The sequence below is a fragment of the Nonomuraea solani genome (assembly GCF_900108335.1).
GTDB classification, from domain to species: Bacteria; Actinomycetota; Actinomycetes; order Streptosporangiales; family Streptosporangiaceae; genus Nonomuraea; species Nonomuraea solani.
In genome coordinates this window covers 200,966-216,295 of sequence record NZ_FNVT01000014.1, presented here as the reverse complement: position 1 = coordinate 216,295, position 15,330 = coordinate 200,966, and the positions used below count along the sequence as shown (strand labels likewise).

The window sequence follows — 15,330 nt, the reverse complement described above, 5'->3', positions numbered from 1 at the left end:
GTCGATGCCGACCGAGGTGCGGCGCGAGCGCATGCTGGCCCTGCTCACCGAGCAGGAGTTCGCGCGGGTCGCGGAGCTGGCCGAGGCGTTCGGAGTGTCCAGCGTGACGGTCCGCGCGGACCTCGACGCGCTGGAGGAGCAGGGCCAGGTGCGCCGGGTGCGCGGCGGCGCCGTGTCGGCCGCTCCGGCGCCGCACGTCGAGCCGTCGTTCGAGCTGTCGCTGGGCACGGCGGCGGTGGAGAAGTCGCTCATCGCCAAGGTCGCCGCGCGGCTGGTCGGCTCGGGCGACAGCGTGCTGATGGGCGCCGGCACCACGACCGCCTACGTGGCCAGGGAGCTCGTCGCCCGCCCCGACCTGACCGAGGTGACCGTGTTCACCAACGGGCTGCGCACGGCGCTGGAGCTGGAGCCGGCCCTGCCGCGCATCTCGGTCGTGGTGACCGGCGGCAGCCTGCGGCGCCAGCAGCACTCGCTGGTCGATCCGCTGGGCGGCAAGCTGCTGGAGGGCATCCGGGCCCACTCCGTCATCCTGGGCTGCGGCGGCGTGGACGCCGCGGGCGGGGTGACCAACGTGAGCCTGCCGGACGCGGAGATGAAGCAGCGCATGCTGCGGGCCGCGACCAGGAAGATCCTGGTCGCGGACGCGTCCAAGCTGGGGGTGGTGGAGATGGCGCCGATCTGCGCGATCGGCGAGATCGACCTGCTGATCACCGGCGAGTCGGCCGACCCCGAATGCGTCGCCTCGCTGCGCGACAAGGGGCTGGAGGTCGAAATAGCCCGTTAGAGCCGCAGCGCCTCCGGGAGGAGGTCGCCGTGGGCGCGGGTCATGTCGTCGGCCAGGCGCCAGATGTCCTCCACCGGCAGCGAGGCGGCCGTGTTGGGGTCCACCATGAGGGCGTGCCTGACGTGCCGGGGGTCCCCTTCGAGGGCGGCGCGCACGGTCAGCTCGGCCACGCTGACATAACCCCTGTTCACGGCCGCGCACTGCGGCGGCAGCGCGCCGACCGCGGTGGGGCGCACGCCGGTGGCGTCCACGACGCAGGGCACCTCGACGACGCAGCCGGCGGGCAGGTTGGAGATCAGCCCGTCGTTGACGACGTTGCCGTAGACGACGCGCGGGGTGCCGGTGACGATGCTGTGGATGATCTGCGGGGCGTACTCGTCGGTGCCGGCGATCTCCAGCTCGCCCCCGTGCCGTACGAGGTCGCGGGTGCGCTTGTACTCGCGCACGTTCTCCTCACTGATCCCCAGGTACTCCCCCACCGGGATGCGCAGCCGGTCGATCTCGGAGTCGTGGTGCATGAACCAGGGCACGTACTCGGCCGAGTGCTCGCTGGTCTCGGTCGGGTAGTAGCCGAGCCGCCGGTACATGTCGACGCGCACCCGCCGCCGCAGCTCCGGGTCGTCGACGTCGAGGCGCGGGTACAGGTCCTCGCCGTCGCGCTCGAAGCGCAGGACCCACGCCTGGTGGTTGACGCCGGCCGCGACGTACGAGATCTCCTCGTACGGCACCGACACCAGCTCGGCCAGCCCCCGCATCGTCCAGTAGACCGAGTGGCAGAGGCCGACCACGTTCTTGACCTTGCCCGACAGGTACCAGACGTTCATCGCCATCGGGTTGGTGTAGTTGAGCAGCAGCGTGTCGGGGCAGACGGCGGCGATGTCGGCGGCCAGCGCGTCGAGCACGGGGAACGTGCGCAGCGCGCGGAACACGCCGCCGGTTCCGATGGTGTCGGCGATCGTCTGGCGCAGGCCGTACCGGGCGGGGATCTCGAAGTCGATGACGGTGGAGTCATAGCCGCCGACCTGGATCATGTTGATCACGAAGTCGGCTCCGTCGAGCGCCTCGCGGCGGTCGAGGTGGGCGGTGACGGTGGCGGCGTCGCCGGTGATGCGGCGGGCGACGGCCTCGGCCACTTCGAGGCGTTCTGGGTCGATGTCGTGCAGGGAGATGTGCGCCCCCCGCAGCTCGGGGAACGTCACCAGGTCGGCGAGCAGGCCCTGCGTGAAGACGACGCTTCCGGCCCCGACGAACACGATCTTCTTCATGAGGTTGCTTCCTCCCAGGTGGGCTGCGCCGCGGTGCCCCCGGCGGCGCGGGTGGACAGGGTGCCGCAGGCCACGGCGACGGCCAGGCTGCGGCGGAGCGGGAGGCCGCGCAGGAGCGCGGCGAGCAGGCCCGCGTTGAAGCTGTCACCGGCGCCGACGGCGTCGACCACGGTGGCGGGCCGCGCGGGAGCCTCGACCGGCTCGCCGTCGGCGAAGGCGAGAGCGCCGTGCGCGCCGCGCTTGACGACGGGCAGGGTTCCCCGGGCGGCGAGCGTGCGCACGGCGTCTTGTACGGTCTGCTCACCGGCCTGAGCTGCGGGGCTTCCCTTGAGGGAGGCCGCGATCGACAGGGCCTCGGACTCGTTCGGCAGGAGGACGTCGGTGAACGGAAGCACCTCGTCGAGGCCCGCCCACGTCCCGGAGGGGTCGTCGTTGGTGTCGAGGGAGGTGGAGGCGCCCGCGTCCCTGGCCTTGCCGAACAGGCCGGGCAGCCCGGCGGCGAGCAGGGGCTGCAGGAAGTACGAGGAGACGTGCACGTGCGCGGCCCGCTCGATCAGCCCGGTGGGCACGTCCGCCGCGGCGAGCCGGTCGAGGCAGCCGGGGGCGGTGAGGATGGCCCGGTCGTCGCCGTCCACCAGGACCACGGTCATGGCGGTGGGCACGGCGGGGTCGACGACGCAGCCGGACACGTCCACGCCCCCGGTACGCAGGGCGTCCAGTACGAAGGCCCCCGCGGGGTCGTCCCCCACCCGCCCGGCGAACGCCGTGCGCAGGCCGAGCCGGGCGGCACCGTACGCGGTGATGGCGCCGGAGCCGCCGAGCACCAGGCCGGCGGCGGGGACGAGTTGCTCGCGCTGGCCGAACTCGGGATGGCGAGGCGAACCCGAGACGATCACGTCCGGGTTGGCGTCGCCCACGACAAGAAGGTCGAAGGTCGTTCTGGACACCAGGGCACCGTCGCAGGAGTTGTGAAAGCTTGTCAAGCCTTGCGATTTTTCGAAGGTATTGACAAGACTTCGAAAGACACCATGATTGGCTCCAACATCCGGGAGGAGCATCCACAGTGCGAAGAAGAACCGCGACAGCCCTGGTCGCAGCGATCATCCTGGTAGCCGCGGGCTGCGGGGGAACGCCGCAGGAGGGCCCCAAGACGGCGGACCCGCAGGCGAAGGTGAAGCTCACCTGGTGGACGGGCCAGACCTCAGACGCGCAGAAGATCCTCGAAGGGCTGGCCGCCAAGTTCACCAAGGCCCATCCCAACGTCACCATCGAGCTGGCCTCGGGCGCGTCCACCACCGACGAGCTGCTGCAGAAGCTGTCCGCCGGCTTCGCCAGCGGCGTTTATCCCGATATTTCGTACGCTTTTGGTAGCTGGGCTTCGCAGCTCCAGGAGTCGGGCAAGGCCCAGGACCTCACGGCCAAGGTGAAGGACCCGGCGGTCAAGTGGGAGGAGTTCCCCGAGTCCGCCCGCACCACCGCCACCCCGAACGGCCAGGTCATCGGCTTCCCCGCGCTCGTGGACAACCTCGCGCTGCTCTACAACAAGACGGTCTTCGACGCCAAGAAGGTGCCGTACCCGACCGACGAGTGGACCTGGGACGACTACCGGAACGCGGCCAAGCGGCTCACCGACCCGGCGAAGAAGATCTACGGCGCCGCGTACACGGTGAGCGGATCCGAGGACACCACCTGGCGGTTCTGGCCGCTGCTCTGGCAGCGCGGCGGCTCGGTCCTGACGCCCGACCAGAAGAAGCCGGCGTTCAACTCCCAGGCCGGGGTGGACGCGCTGGAGTTCCTGCGGGCGATGGCGGTGGACGACAAGAGCGTCTACCTGGACCAGACCGACGCCCGGTATCCGGCGCTGTTCGAGGACGGCAGCATCGGGATGATCATCTCCGGGCCGTGGGTGCTGTCCGACCTGAAGCGCAAGAAGACCGACTACGGCGTGGCCTTCCTGCCCGGCACCAACGGCGACCACCAGACGGTGTCCGGGCCCGACCTGTGGACCCTGTTCGACAACGGGGACGCCAACCGGGCCTACTGGTCGTTCGAGCTGATGAAGTGGCTCACCTCGGCCGAGGGCGACTCCGAATGGAACCTGGCCAGCGGCAACCTGCCCCTGCGCTCCTCCGAGAAGGACATGCCCGCGTACGACACGTACGTGAAGGAGTACCCGGGCGCCGAGAAGCTGGTGGCCAACCTGGCGAACGCCAAGCAGGCCAGGCCCACGGTCAGCGGGTACGTCGAGATGTCCAGGTTCGTCGGTGAGGCCATCTCCAAGACGCTGCAGGGCGCGGCCACACCGAAGGAAGCCCTCGACCAGGCGGCGACCAAGTCGGCCCAGGCCCTGGCCGGGGGCTGAGGATGTCGCTGCTGTTCGCCGGGCGCCGCCCGGTCGCCCACCGCGCCACGAGCCCCTCCGGCCGGGCGCGGTGGCTGAGCCGCACGCTGATCGGCTGGGGGTTCGCCGGGCCGGCCACCGCGCTCGTGGTGGGCCTGTCGATCTTCCCGGCCGTGTGGGCGTTCCTCATCTCCCAGCAGAAGTGGAACGGGATCGCCCCCGCCAAGCCGATCGGCTGGCTGAACTACGAGCTCATGGCCCAGGACCCGGACCTGCTCGCGGCGGTCGAGCACACGGTCGTGTTCACGGTGCTGTTCGTGCCCGCGTCGATCTTCCTGGGCATGCTCATCGCGGTGGCGCTGAACCGGCCGATCCGGCTGGTCGGCTTCTACCGTACGTGCATCTTCATCCCGTTCGTGGCGTCGGCGGCGGCCACCGGCATCCTGGCCAACTTCGTCTTCAACCCCCAGTACGGCGCCGCCAACAGCGTCCTGCGCACCATCGGCCTGCCACAGCAGCAGTTCCTGGAGAGCCAGTCGCAGGCGCTCCTGGTGATCGCCCTGATCGCGCTGTGGGGACAGGTCGGGTTCACCGTCGTCGTGTACCTCGCCGCGCTGCAGGACATCCCCAAGGACGTCGTCGAGGCGGCGCGGATGGACGGCGCGAACCGCTGGCAGGTGTTTCGGAACGTCACGCTGCCGCAGCTCGGGCCGGTCACCGTGTTCACCGCCATCTGGCAGACGATCACCGCGCTGCAGCTCTTCGACCTGGTGTTCACCACGACCAGGGGCGGCCCGCTGGGCTCGACCCAGACGATCGTGTACTACGTCTACGCCCAGGCCTTCCAGCTCACCAGGTTCGGCTACGGCTCGGCCGTGGCGTACGGGCTGTTCGCCGTGACCATGCTCATCACCGTCGGGATGCTCATCTACTCCCGGCGCAGCAAGATCGAGGCCTTCTGATGAAACGCCTGCCGTTCAGTCCGTGGCATCTGCTGCTGATGCCGGTGGCCCTGCTGTTCGCGCTGCCGCTGGTGCAGATGGTGCTGACCGCGTTCATGCCGGACAGCGACATCAACCGGTTCCCGCCCCGGTTCATCCCGAGCACCCTGCAGCTCGGCGGGTTCATCGGCCTGTTCACCGAGTCGTCGGCGCTGCGCTGGCTGCTGAACACGGTGATCGTGGCGGCGGTCGCGGTGGTCTCGCACCTGATCCTGTGCTCGATGGCCGGGTACGGCTTCGCGCGGCTGAAGTTCTTCGGCCGGGGCGCCGGGTTCCTGATGATCATGGCGACCATCATGATCCCGGCCCAGTTGCTGATGATTCCGACGTACGTCATGTTCAGCCGGCTCGGGCTGGTCGACACGCTGGCGGCGGCGTTCGTGCCGTGGCTGGCGTCGGCGTTCGGGATCTTCCTGATGCGCCAGTTCTTCCTGTCGCTGCCCGCCGAGCTGGAGGACGCGGCCCGGATCGACGGGTGCTCGACGTTCGGCGTGTTCTGGCGGGTGGTGCTGCCGCTGGCCAGGCCCGCGCTGGCGACGCTGACCGTGTTCACGCTGCTGGGCTCGTGGAACGACCTGATCTGGCCGCTGATCGCGATCAGCGACGAGAGCCTGTACACGATCCAGCTCGGGCTGGCCAACTTCCAGGGCACCCGGCACACGCAGTGGTCGCTGCTCATGGCGGGCAACGTGGTGGCCACGATGCCGCTCATCATCGCCTTCGTGGTGGCGCAGCGGCAGTTCGTGGCGACGATGACGTTCAGCGGGCTCAAGGGCTGAGGCGGCTACCAGGCGACCTCGAAGGACGACAGCCCGTAGACGACGTTGAAGGAGCGGAACTCGGCCGGCTTCCCCGCCTCGCGCAGCCCGGGGAAGCGCTCGAACAGGGCCGGGAACGCGATATGGAGCTCCATCCTGGCCAGCGGCGCGCCCAGGCAGTGGTGCACGCCGTGGCCGAACGCCACGTGGCCCAGGTCGCCGCGGGCGATGTCGAACCGGTCCGGGTCGGCGACGAGCGCGGGGTCGCGGTTGGCGGCCGGCAGCACGCACACGACCAGCTCGCCCGCCGGGATGCGGACGCCCGACAGCTCGACCTCGGTCGTGGTGACCTTGAAGGTGCCGGTGTGGACGATGCTGAGCCAGCGCATCAGCTCCTCGACCGTCGCGTTGATCCGCTGGGGCTCCTTCTTGAGGAGTTCGAGCTGGGCGGGGTGGCGCAGCAGGGCCAGGGTGCCGATGCCGAGCATGTTGGAGGTGGTCTCGTGGCCGGCCAGCAGGAGCAGGCCGCCGATGCCGATGAGCTCGTCGGCGCTCAGGTCGTGGCCCTGCTCGCGGACGAGCATGCCGAGGAGGTCCTCGCCGGGGTCGGCCTGGGTGCGGGCCACCAGCTCCGCCATGTACGCGCGCGACTCCCTGCTGGCCGCCATCCGGTCCTCGATGCGTACCGAGAGGTCGAGCATCTGCCGGGTACGCCGCTGGAAGTCGTCGCGGTCGGCGTACGGCACGCCGAGCAGCTCGCAGATCACCAGCGAGGGCACCGGCAGCGCGAACGCGGTGACGAGGTCGGCGGGCGGCCCGGCCGCCTCCATCGCGTCAAGGTGCTGGGCCACGATGGCCCTGATGCGCGGCTCCAGCCGCCGCATCCGGCGCATGGTGAACTCCGGCGTCAGCATCCGGCGCAGCCGCGTGTGCTCGGGCGGGTCGAAGGACAGCAGGTTGCCCGCCCGCATCTTCCTGATGTCCTCGGGGCTGACGTCGGGCAAGCCCGGCGGCCGGAAGTTCGACCGCTCGGCGTTGCTGAACCGTGTGGAGTCGCCGAGCACCTCCCGCACGTCGGCGAAGCGGGTCACCATCCACGCGTCGAGCCCCAGCGAGGTGCTCACCCGCCGCACGCCCTCCTTCTCCCGCACCTCGACCAGCTCGGGGTCGGGGTCGAAGCCGGCGCGCCACATGAACAGAGGTAATACCGGGGAATCGCTCATCGTCGTCTCCTCACCGGGATCGGCGCTGATCACCGCCTAAGGAGACCCTAACTCCGCATCCCGCCCCGTGGTCGCCGCGGCGGGAAGCTGCTCGTTCGCCCTGCGGTCGCCGCGACGGGGAGTGGCTCAGAAGGCGGGCGGGGGGCTCGGCCGTTCGCTCAGCGTCGCGCGGATCCTGTCGCAGGACCCGTCGAGGTGCGCGGCGAGCGCGGTGAGCGCCGCCGCCACGTCGCCCGAGCGGATGATCCCGCTCAGCTCGGCGTGGTCGTCGGCGACGGGCACCAGGTCGCGGTCGGTGTTGGTGATCTCCAGTACGGTCGCGAACAGCGGCCGGTGCAGCGCCCACGTGGCGGTGAGCCAGCGGTTGCCGCCGAGCGTGTAGAAGCCGCTGTGGAAGTCGAGGTCGGCGGCGGCGAAACTGGCGGGGTCGGAGGCGGCGGCGGCCGACCGCATCCGGCCGAGCGCCTCGTCGATGGGGGTCCAGTCGGCGGCGTCGAGCCGGGCGACGGCCTCCTTGATGGCCAGGCTCTCCAGGGCGCCGCGCAGGGAGTAGAGCTCCACGAGATCCTTGTCGGACAGCCCTCGGACCGAAACGCCGCGTTTGCGCGTCTCGACCAGCCCTTCGATCTCGAGCTGGCGCAGCGCGTCGCGGACCGGGCCCCGGCTGACGCCGAAGCGCTCCGCGATCTTGCCTTCGACGAGATGTGTGCCCACGCTCAGCTCACCGCGCACGATGAGCGAGCGGAGCTGGACGAGCAACTGATCTCCGAGCGGCGGGTTCCGCAACGGATTGATGATCGTCACCAGCGTTCCTCTCGTGGTCTCCGCCCGGGACGGAACCATCCCGCTTCACCCTACCTGATCAACGTCAACCGTTTACGGTTAACCGACATCGGTAGTGATCAAGCTCCGATCTTACCGGTGGTCCCGCCGCAGGCGTTCCACGAGCCGGGCCGGGGACTCGACGGTGACCGTCAGCGCGGGGTGGGTGAGCAGGCCGAGGGGGTCGCTGCCGCGTACCGGGCGATGGAAACGGACGCAGGCGCCCTGCTCGGTGCTGGTGCCGAAGGTGAGCCCCCGGTCCGCCAGCGACACGCGTACACCGATGGCCTTGAGCGGTGAGTAGGGGCCGGACAGCTCGGCGCCGGCCACGTTGCTCAGCGGCGTCCGCACGACCCAGGGCCCGAAGCGGACGTGCAGCGCCTGCGGGGTCAGCGTCAGCCCGCACGTGCGCGGGCCGATGCCGAGCACGCCCAGCAGCGGCCGGTAGCGGTCGTCGAAGACGAATCCGTACTGCTCATCATGGCTCACATGCCTGCGGATACCCGGCCCGCCCGCCGCCACACCGGCCGGACGTCCTCGGGGGCCGGCCGCTACCGGTCCACCATCACTGATCCACCGCCGCTGATGGTCAGCCCGCCACCTGGATGCGTTCGCGCGCCCGCGCCGGGCCTACCCGGCCGCCCGCCTGGAGGCCCGCGGTCACGGCCGGCACGCTGTCGGCCATGACGATGTGATCCGCCAGGCTGGTGCGGCGCATCATGATCGTGCACACGTGCGGCGGCCGGGCCCCCGGTGCGCTGGTGAAATCCATGTCGCCCTGCACGCGAAGAACCGAACACCCGTTGGCGCCGGCCCCTTCCGCCTGAAGCCGCGGCCCCCGCCAAGCGATCTCACGCCGTTCGCCCTCGATGATCCTCACCTCCTGTGAACAGTGCTCTACCCCGGGCAACAACGCGCACTCTCGTGCCGCCGGGATCGGCCTCAGGCCAGGGTCGCGACCACTACCGCGCAACAACCCAGCGACTCCAGCCACCGGCGCCGGGCTCGGCGCCGGACACCCACGGGTTTCGTACGGCGAAGGCGCATCCGTTCTCTCCGTTCACGCAGGATCGGCTCCCGGCTGCCGGGAGATGATGACCCTTGCCAGCATGGAGGACGCCTCTCTTCGGATTGTCGCGATCTTCTCTCGAGGACGGTCCCGGCCTCCGGCGCCTCGCTCGGGCGGCATCTGGACCGGAGCGGGATCGGCCCGGCCTGGTCAGGGCCGGTGGGTTCCGAACTCCCAAGGATCGCCCTGGGATACTTTGAGCCGGAACACGGGCCGGACCACCCGTGTGGGGGTACGGGTACGCGGGGCCTGGCGGCGTATGGTGGGTTGCCTGGGACATTTCGCATGTCGGCAACCGTGTCGGCGTCGCCCCCCGACACAGCCGGCCCTCGACGCCGGAGACAGGCGGCACGCCCGATGCCGAACCGCTACCCATCGCCCCCGACCGGCCTGGATCCGGAAGCCGCCGACGCCGCGTGCGGCACCCGCGGCCCGTACGTTCCCCCGCAGCGCCCTAACGAAGGGAATTCGATCATCGTCACCCGTTCCAGTCCACCGTCCGAGCAGCCGGTCCGGCGTCGCCGCGTGAGCGAGGCGAAGCTGGGCACGCGCGGCCAAGCGGCCGCGGACGTGGCCCGATGGACCTGCCCCCACGGCCTGCACGCCGGCAGGGGTTGCATCGCCTGCTACCACGCCACCGCCGACGCGGAGCCGGGGTTGCCGCTGTGGCGGAGCGCGGTGTGGTTCACCTCGGAGCGGCCCATACCGATCAGGGTCCTGAAGGACGTACGCCGTCACGGCCGCCGCTTCGCGCTCGACCAGCCGTCCACGCCCCTGGTCTACCTTCTCAGCGGACAGGTACGGGCGGCCACGGGTACGGAGGCGATCGCGGGACTGGTCGGGTTCCTCCTGGACAACCGGCACGTCGTCGACGCGTTCACCGTGACGGAGATCCGCGCCGCCGCCTGACGGACGGCCATCCGCCCGGATGTAATGGTTCACCGCCTTTCTCGCCAAGAAGGGGAAACTCGGGAGCTATAGGAAGGCACACGGGATGGCCGACGTTCCATCGCAGGATCTTCGCCGGACGATGCGAGATCCCACGGCGTTCGAGGTCTTCTACCGAAGACACGCCGAGCGCGTGAGCCGCTTCGTGGCCCGCCGGATGACCGATCCGCACACGGTGGACGGTCTCACCACAGAGGTGTTCCTGGCCGCCATCGACACCGCGGCCACCTACCGGCCGGATCGGGGCAGCGAGGAGGCCTGGCTGTTCGGCATCGCGCGCAACGTGGTGGCCTCCGAGCAGCGCAGAGCGGCCAAGGAGCTGCACAAGAACGCCCGAGCGGCGGGGCGGCGCACGCTGGACGCCGACGACATCACCCGCCTGGAAGAGCGCGTCGACGCGGAACGGGCCGCCCGCCCGCTGCTGACCGCCATCGCCGGCCTGCCCGGGAGTCTGCGGGCCGTGGCCGAGCTGGTGGACGTCGACGGCCTCTCGGTCACCGACGCGGCGACGGCGTTGCGCATCCGCGTCAGCACCGCCAGGGTCCGGCTGCACCGGGCGCGCCGCCGGCTCTTGGCCGACCCGGCCGGCCTCCCGGAATCCGTCTTGGAAGGATCGTCATGAACGAGACCCTGGCCGGCTTCGAAGAGCGCCGGCTGGCCGAGCTGAAGGACCACATCGCCGCGCGGGCGGCGGCCGGACGGAACAGGCGGCCACGCCGCCGGATCATGTTCGCCATGGCGGCCGGAGCGGCGGCCGCGACGGTCGCCGCGGTGGCCACCGTCACGTCTCTGGGCGGCGGCGACACCGCCTACGCCGTCACCAAGGACTCCGACGGCATCGTTCATGTGACGGTACGCGACTTCGCCGACGCGAAGGGCTTGAACAGGCAGCTCACGAGCCTGGGCGTGCCGGCCCTCGTCGACTACGTGCCCGCGGGCCAGAGGTGCAGGGACGAACGCGGGACCGCCGTACGGGACGTTCCGCGCGGCCTGTACCACGCGCCGGCGAACATCCCCGGCGACAAGGAGGGCCACGGCTGGCAGATGCGGATCGACACCAAGCTGTTCAAGCCCGGCCAGACCTTCGTCTGGACCCTGGAGGTCGACCCCATCTACGGATGGACCGGCACCAGCACCATCCTCATGCACGGCCCCGTGGCCCCCTGCGTGCTGGTCCCCGATGACACGCCGCACAACGTGCCGGCCGTGTCTCCGCTCCGGGTCACGTCCTCGCAGGCGTACGAGGGGAAGACCGTCGGCCGGGTCCGGCCGGAGATCGAGAAGCGCGGCCTCAAGGTCACCTATCTCGTCACCGAGCCCCGTCCCGCCGGCGACCGACGGCCTCGCGAGGCCTCGCGTGACATCCCCTACGTCATGTACCCGAACAAGCAGAACACCCCGGTCGGCGACGACTGGTTCGTCTGGCAGGTGGACGAGCCGCGGCAGGGGACGTTCCGGCTGATGGTCACCCGTGAACTCTGAGTGTTACCGGCTGGAGGAGAAATGAGCGGCGCCCAGTACACGCTGGCCGGCGGCCTGTCGGTCGCGCTGCCGCCCGCCGAGGCGTTCGAGCTGTTCACGCCGCGCGGCGAGGAGCGGTGGGTGGACGGCTGGAGTCCGCGCTTCCCCATGGACGCCGCCGACGACTCCGCCCCCGGCACCGTGTTCGAGACCGACGCGGACGGCCGGACGACCACCTGGGTCGTGGTCGGGCGCGAGGCGGGCCGCTGGATCTCGTACGCCAGGGTCACGCCCGGCCGGCGGGCCGGGACGGTCACCGTCGAGGTGAGCGCGGACGACCGGGGCGGCAGTGACGTCGGGGTGACGTACGAGCTGACCGCCCTGTCGCCGGAAGGGGAAGAGGAGCTGCGCGAGTTCGCCGACGGTTACGCCGGTTTCCTCGGCTCATGGGAGGAGGCCATCGCGCGCCAAGGGGGCTTGTCAATCGGACATCGACGTGTCTAGCTACGAACGACGACCCCCGATTGCCCAGGAGCATCAGCCATGTCACTGGTCCGCGTTCACAACTTCTCCATCTCGCTCGACGGCTACGGCACCGGTGAGGGGCAGAGCCACGACGCGCATTTCGGTCACGCCGGGGAAAGGCTGCACGAATGGATGTTCGCCACTCGGTGGTGGAAGACCGGCGGTAGTGGCGGCGTCGACGACGTCTTCGTGCAGCGGCACAATCCGGGGATCGGCGCCGAGATCATGGGCGCCGGGAAGTGGGGCCACCCCGGGTGGCACGAGGACCCGGAGTGGAAGGGCGCCTGGGGTCCTAACCCGCCGTTCCACACGCCGGTCTTCATCCTCACCCATCACACGCGCCCGTCGATCGAGATGGAGGGCGGCACGACGTACCACTTCATCGACGCCTCCCCCGCCGAGGCCGTCGAGGCGGCCCGCAAGGCGGCGGACGGCAAGGACGTGCGTCTCGGCGGGGGTCCGACCGTGATCCGTGACTTCCTCGCCGCCGGGCTGATCGACTACATGCACGTCGCGGTGGTGCCGATTCTGCTCGGCCGAGGTGTACGCCTCTGGGAGGGGTTGGAGGGCCTGGAGAAGGACTACCAGGTCGAGGCCACCTCCTCGCCGAGCGGAGTCACGCATGTGACGTTCACACGCGGTGGGGATGTCGAGACGGCCGGGGCGGCTCCGACCATTCGTTGACGGCGCCGGATGGCGCCGCCGGCGAATCGAAGGAGAACGACGTGGAGACCTTGGACCGCTTCATCGAGGACGTGACGAACCTGGTCGGCAGGATCGACGACGAGCACGAGATCACGAGAGAGGTCTCGGCTCTGCTGTCCCGGCTGCTGGCCGGCGGCTACCGGCTTCCCCCGGAGGTCACCCGGCCGTCGAAAGATCGCCATGTCACGTACCCGCTCTACATCGCCCCCGACGACAGCTGGTCGCTGGCGTCCGTGGTCTGGAACATGGGTCAGCGCACGCCCGTGCACGGGCACGAGATGTGGGGTGTCGTGGGCGTCTACTCGGGCGCCGAGCAGGAGGTCCGCTACGTCAAGCCCCTGCCGTCCGAGACGGGCAGGGCCCTGACGCCGGCCGGTGAGCAGGTGTGGGAACGCGGGCAGGTCACCGTGTGCTGTACGACCGACGACGACGTCCACGCCGTCGTGGCCATCGGCGACGAGCCCACCATCGGGATCCACGTCTACGGGGGCAACATCGGCACGATGAGCCGGCGGTCGTACGATCCGGCCACGGGGGCGGTCCACTGGTTCGTCTCCGGCTGGGACAGCCCGGTGGCCGATTAATGTCCGGTGAATGTCCGCCTTTCACGCGGTTATCGACGGTCGGACTTTTGATACGTTGTCAATCGTTCGACCGACGTCTCAAGCCAGGGCAGCAAAGAAGTGACCGTGTGCGCGTGCCGCCGTGCCGATCTCGGGCGTCATGTTCATGTTCAGCAATCACCAGGCCTCATGTGCGGCCCTGGCCGGCATGGAGTCGGACCTTTGCCCGTGAACGCGAGGATTTCGCGCACCACGGCCTTGGGGTTTTCTTCCGCGAGCCAATGCCCTGATTTCGGGATCTCGACCGCGCGTGTGATGTTGCCGAGCATCGGCGCCAGGGTCGGCCGGGTGGCGGCGAGTGAACCGGTGGCCGTGAGGAGAAGCGTGCGGGTGCTCACGCGGGCGGCCGCGGTGTTGTCGCGCTCGTCCTGGTCCAGGCTCCGGTAGAGCTCGAATCCGGCACGCAGCACGTCCGGGCGGCTGTAGGTGCGGACGAATTCACTGGTTTCCGCTTCGGTGAACGGCGATCGTGTCCTCGTGCCGCCGAACGCCGTTCCGCCGTAGGCGACTTGCGGGTAGAACGCCGTGAGGTAATCGCGCACATCGCCCGGGTCGTCGATGAGTTTCTCGGGGATCGCCCGCTGGCTGTTGAAGGCCATGTGCCAGGAGAAGGTTCGGTACCGCGCGGCGGCCAGTTTCGGGCCGGGGAGCGGATAGTCCATATGCACGTAGGACTTCACCTCGCCGGGGAATTGGGAGACGTACTGGAATCCGACTCCGGCACCGAGGTCATGGGCGACCAGGTCGAATTCGTCGAGTCCGATCCGATCGCGCAGCAGGTCGTGGACATAACGTGCCAGGGTCTTCTTGTCGAAGCTCGCCGGGCTTCCCGCACTGTCGCCGAGGCCGGGGAGGTCGAGGGCGTAGACGGTGTGATGCTCGGCGAGGGCCGGCATGATGTCGCGCCATTCGTACCAGGTCTGCGGCCAGCCGTGCAGGAGCACCAATGCCGGGCCCTTTCCGGCCATGACGTAGTGCATGCGCACGTCGCGGACCTTCGCGAACCTGTGCTTGAACTCCGTGTCGTGCTTCGTGGTGGCCGCGGCAGTGCCGCCCATGACGAGGGAGAGGGCCAGCGCGACGGCTCCGAGGAGGCGGAGAGAGTGCTTCATGTGCACAAGCTTCACGTGCGGGCTTGCGGTGCTGCATACTTTTTTGCAGGATTGCAAAAGGAGCCGGCCCGTGACAGAAGACGAAGCGGTACTGGAGAACGTCGGCCCGAGGCTGCGGCACTTCCGCAAGGCTCTCGGCATCACCCTCGCCGAGCTGGCGGAGCGCACAGGGCTCACTCCGAGCACCATCTCCCGGCTGGAACGCGGGCACGTCCGGCCCACGCTGGAACAGCTCTTGCCGCTGGCCCGCGCCTACTCCGTGCCGCTCGATGAGCTCGTCGCGGCACCGTCCACCGGGGATCCGCGGGTGCACCTGCGGCCCTTTCAGAAGCATGGGCTGACGTTCGTGCCGCTGGGTATGAAGACGGGGGGCGTGCAGGCGTACAAGGTGATTTATCCGCCTGTTTCGCAGCTTCCGCCGCCGAAGCTCCACCGGCACCCCGGCCGGGAGTGGTTCTACGTGCTCCAGGGCGCGGTCCAGCTCGTCCTCACCGGCACCAAGACGGTGCTGACGGCGGGCGAAGCGGCGGAGTTCGACACCAACACCGCCCACTGGATCGGCAACGCCCGGGACGACATACCGGCGGAGACCATCGCCATCTACGGGCAGCAGGGCGAGCGCGTTCACATCACGGACGTCTGAATCGGCGAGAGCTCTCACATTACTCACACAGTCGCATGCGATGACTGGCG

At 69.8% G+C, this 15,330-nt stretch carries 18 protein-coding genes; 11 read left to right on the top strand and 7 right to left on the bottom strand.

Annotation, left to right across the window (positions count from 1 at the left end):
• Positions 1-4 precede the first annotated feature (4 nt).
• A complete protein-coding gene (locus tag C4V41_RS39485) occupies positions 5-784 on the top strand; it encodes a DeoR/GlpR family DNA-binding transcription regulator (protein ID WP_200824525.1) in 780 nt (259 codons plus the stop codon).
• Here the strand turns inward: C4V41_RS39485 and melA are convergent.
• Both melA and C4V41_RS39475 read right to left on the bottom strand, forming a co-directional pair.
• Positions 781-2,049, bottom strand: a complete 1,269-nt coding sequence (gene melA, locus C4V41_RS39480; protein WP_103961107.1) for an alpha-glucosidase/alpha-galactosidase — start codon at positions 2,047-2,049, stop codon at positions 781-783. The genes C4V41_RS39485 and melA overlap by 4 nt on opposite strands.
• Complete coding sequence (locus tag C4V41_RS39475; protein WP_200824524.1) at positions 2,046-2,996, bottom strand: carbohydrate kinase family protein; 951 nt, start codon at positions 2,994-2,996, stop codon at positions 2,046-2,048. The genes melA and C4V41_RS39475 overlap by 4 nt, the downstream gene beginning before the upstream one ends.
• 116 nt (positions 2,997-3,112) lie before the next feature.
• Here C4V41_RS39475 and C4V41_RS39470 point away from each other — a divergent pair, with 116 nt between their 5' ends.
• Genes C4V41_RS39470 through C4V41_RS39460 form a run of 3 tightly spaced genes read left to right on the top strand, consistent with a single transcriptional unit; the run spans position 3,113 to position 6,170 of the window.
• A complete protein-coding gene (locus tag C4V41_RS39470; RefSeq protein ID WP_103961105.1) occupies positions 3,113-4,411 on the top strand; it encodes an ABC transporter substrate-binding protein in 1,299 nt (432 codons plus the stop codon).
• Between the two features lie 2 nt (positions 4,412-4,413).
• Positions 4,414-5,352: a carbohydrate ABC transporter permease gene (locus C4V41_RS39465; protein WP_103961104.1), complete on the top strand. Its 939-nt coding sequence runs from the start codon at positions 4,414-4,416 to the stop codon at positions 5,350-5,352.
• A complete protein-coding gene (locus C4V41_RS39460; RefSeq protein ID WP_103961103.1) occupies positions 5,352-6,170 on the top strand; it encodes a carbohydrate ABC transporter permease in 819 nt (272 codons plus the stop codon). Before C4V41_RS39465 ends, C4V41_RS39460 begins: the two co-directional genes overlap by 1 nt.
• Before the next feature lie 5 nt (positions 6,171-6,175).
• Here the strand turns inward: C4V41_RS39460 and C4V41_RS39455 are convergent, their stop codons facing one another.
• The 4 genes from C4V41_RS39455 to C4V41_RS39440 form a co-directional block, all read right to left on the bottom strand.
• Positions 6,176-7,372, bottom strand: coding sequence for a cytochrome P450 (locus tag C4V41_RS39455; RefSeq protein WP_103961197.1), 1,197 nt, complete (start codon positions 7,370-7,372; stop codon positions 6,176-6,178).
• A 126-nt stretch (positions 7,373-7,498) separates the two neighbouring features.
• Entirely contained in the window at positions 7,499-8,176 is a 678-nt protein-coding gene (locus C4V41_RS39450) for a GntR family transcriptional regulator (protein ID WP_235030662.1), read from the bottom strand.
• Positions 8,177-8,287: 111 nt separating this feature from the next.
• Positions 8,288-8,683, bottom strand: coding sequence for a hypothetical protein (locus C4V41_RS39445; RefSeq protein ID WP_200824523.1), 396 nt, complete (start codon positions 8,681-8,683; stop codon positions 8,288-8,290).
• A 100-nt stretch (positions 8,684-8,783) separates the two neighbouring features.
• On the bottom strand, positions 8,784-9,074 hold the full coding sequence (locus C4V41_RS39440) for a hypothetical protein (RefSeq protein WP_103961100.1): 291 nt from the start codon (positions 9,072-9,074) through the stop codon (positions 8,784-8,786).
• Between the two features lie 714 nt (positions 9,075-9,788).
• Between C4V41_RS39440 and C4V41_RS39435 the strand changes: the two genes are divergently transcribed.
• From C4V41_RS39435 to C4V41_RS39410, 6 genes are all read left to right on the top strand, one after another.
• Complete coding sequence (locus C4V41_RS39435) at positions 9,789-10,172, top strand: hypothetical protein (protein WP_146103953.1); 384 nt, start codon at positions 9,789-9,791, stop codon at positions 10,170-10,172.
• Positions 10,173-10,293: 121 nt separating this feature from the next.
• On the top strand, positions 10,294-10,833 hold the full coding sequence (locus C4V41_RS39430) for an RNA polymerase sigma factor (RefSeq protein WP_103961098.1): 540 nt from the start codon (positions 10,294-10,296) through the stop codon (positions 10,831-10,833).
• Positions 10,830-11,693, top strand: coding sequence for a hypothetical protein (locus C4V41_RS39425; RefSeq protein ID WP_103961097.1), 864 nt, complete (start codon positions 10,830-10,832; stop codon positions 11,691-11,693). Before C4V41_RS39430 ends, C4V41_RS39425 begins: the two co-directional genes overlap by 4 nt.
• 21 nt (positions 11,694-11,714) lie before the next feature.
• Positions 11,715-12,176, top strand: coding sequence for an SRPBCC family protein (locus tag C4V41_RS39420; protein WP_103961096.1), 462 nt, complete (start codon positions 11,715-11,717; stop codon positions 12,174-12,176).
• A 39-nt stretch (positions 12,177-12,215) separates the two neighbouring features.
• Positions 12,216-12,881 carry a dihydrofolate reductase family protein gene (locus C4V41_RS39415; RefSeq protein ID WP_103961095.1) on the top strand — a complete coding sequence of 222 codons (666 nt, stop codon included), beginning with the start codon at positions 12,216-12,218 and terminating at the stop codon, positions 12,879-12,881.
• Between the two features lie 41 nt (positions 12,882-12,922).
• Positions 12,923-13,486: a cysteine dioxygenase family protein gene (locus C4V41_RS39410; protein WP_200824521.1), complete on the top strand. Its 564-nt coding sequence runs from the start codon at positions 12,923-12,925 to the stop codon at positions 13,484-13,486.
• Positions 13,487-13,635: 149 nt separating this feature from the next.
• On the opposite strand, the gene C4V41_RS39405 is transcribed toward C4V41_RS39410, so the two are convergent.
• A complete protein-coding gene (locus tag C4V41_RS39405; protein ID WP_103961094.1) occupies positions 13,636-14,637 on the bottom strand; it encodes an alpha/beta fold hydrolase in 1,002 nt (333 codons plus the stop codon).
• 70 nt (positions 14,638-14,707) lie between these two features.
• Between C4V41_RS39405 and C4V41_RS39400 the strand changes: the two genes are divergently transcribed.
• Positions 14,708-15,280 (top strand): helix-turn-helix domain-containing protein, encoded by a 573-nt coding sequence (locus C4V41_RS39400; RefSeq protein WP_235030661.1) that lies wholly within the window; start codon positions 14,708-14,710, stop codon positions 15,278-15,280.
• Positions 15,281-15,330: the final 50 nt, after the last annotated feature.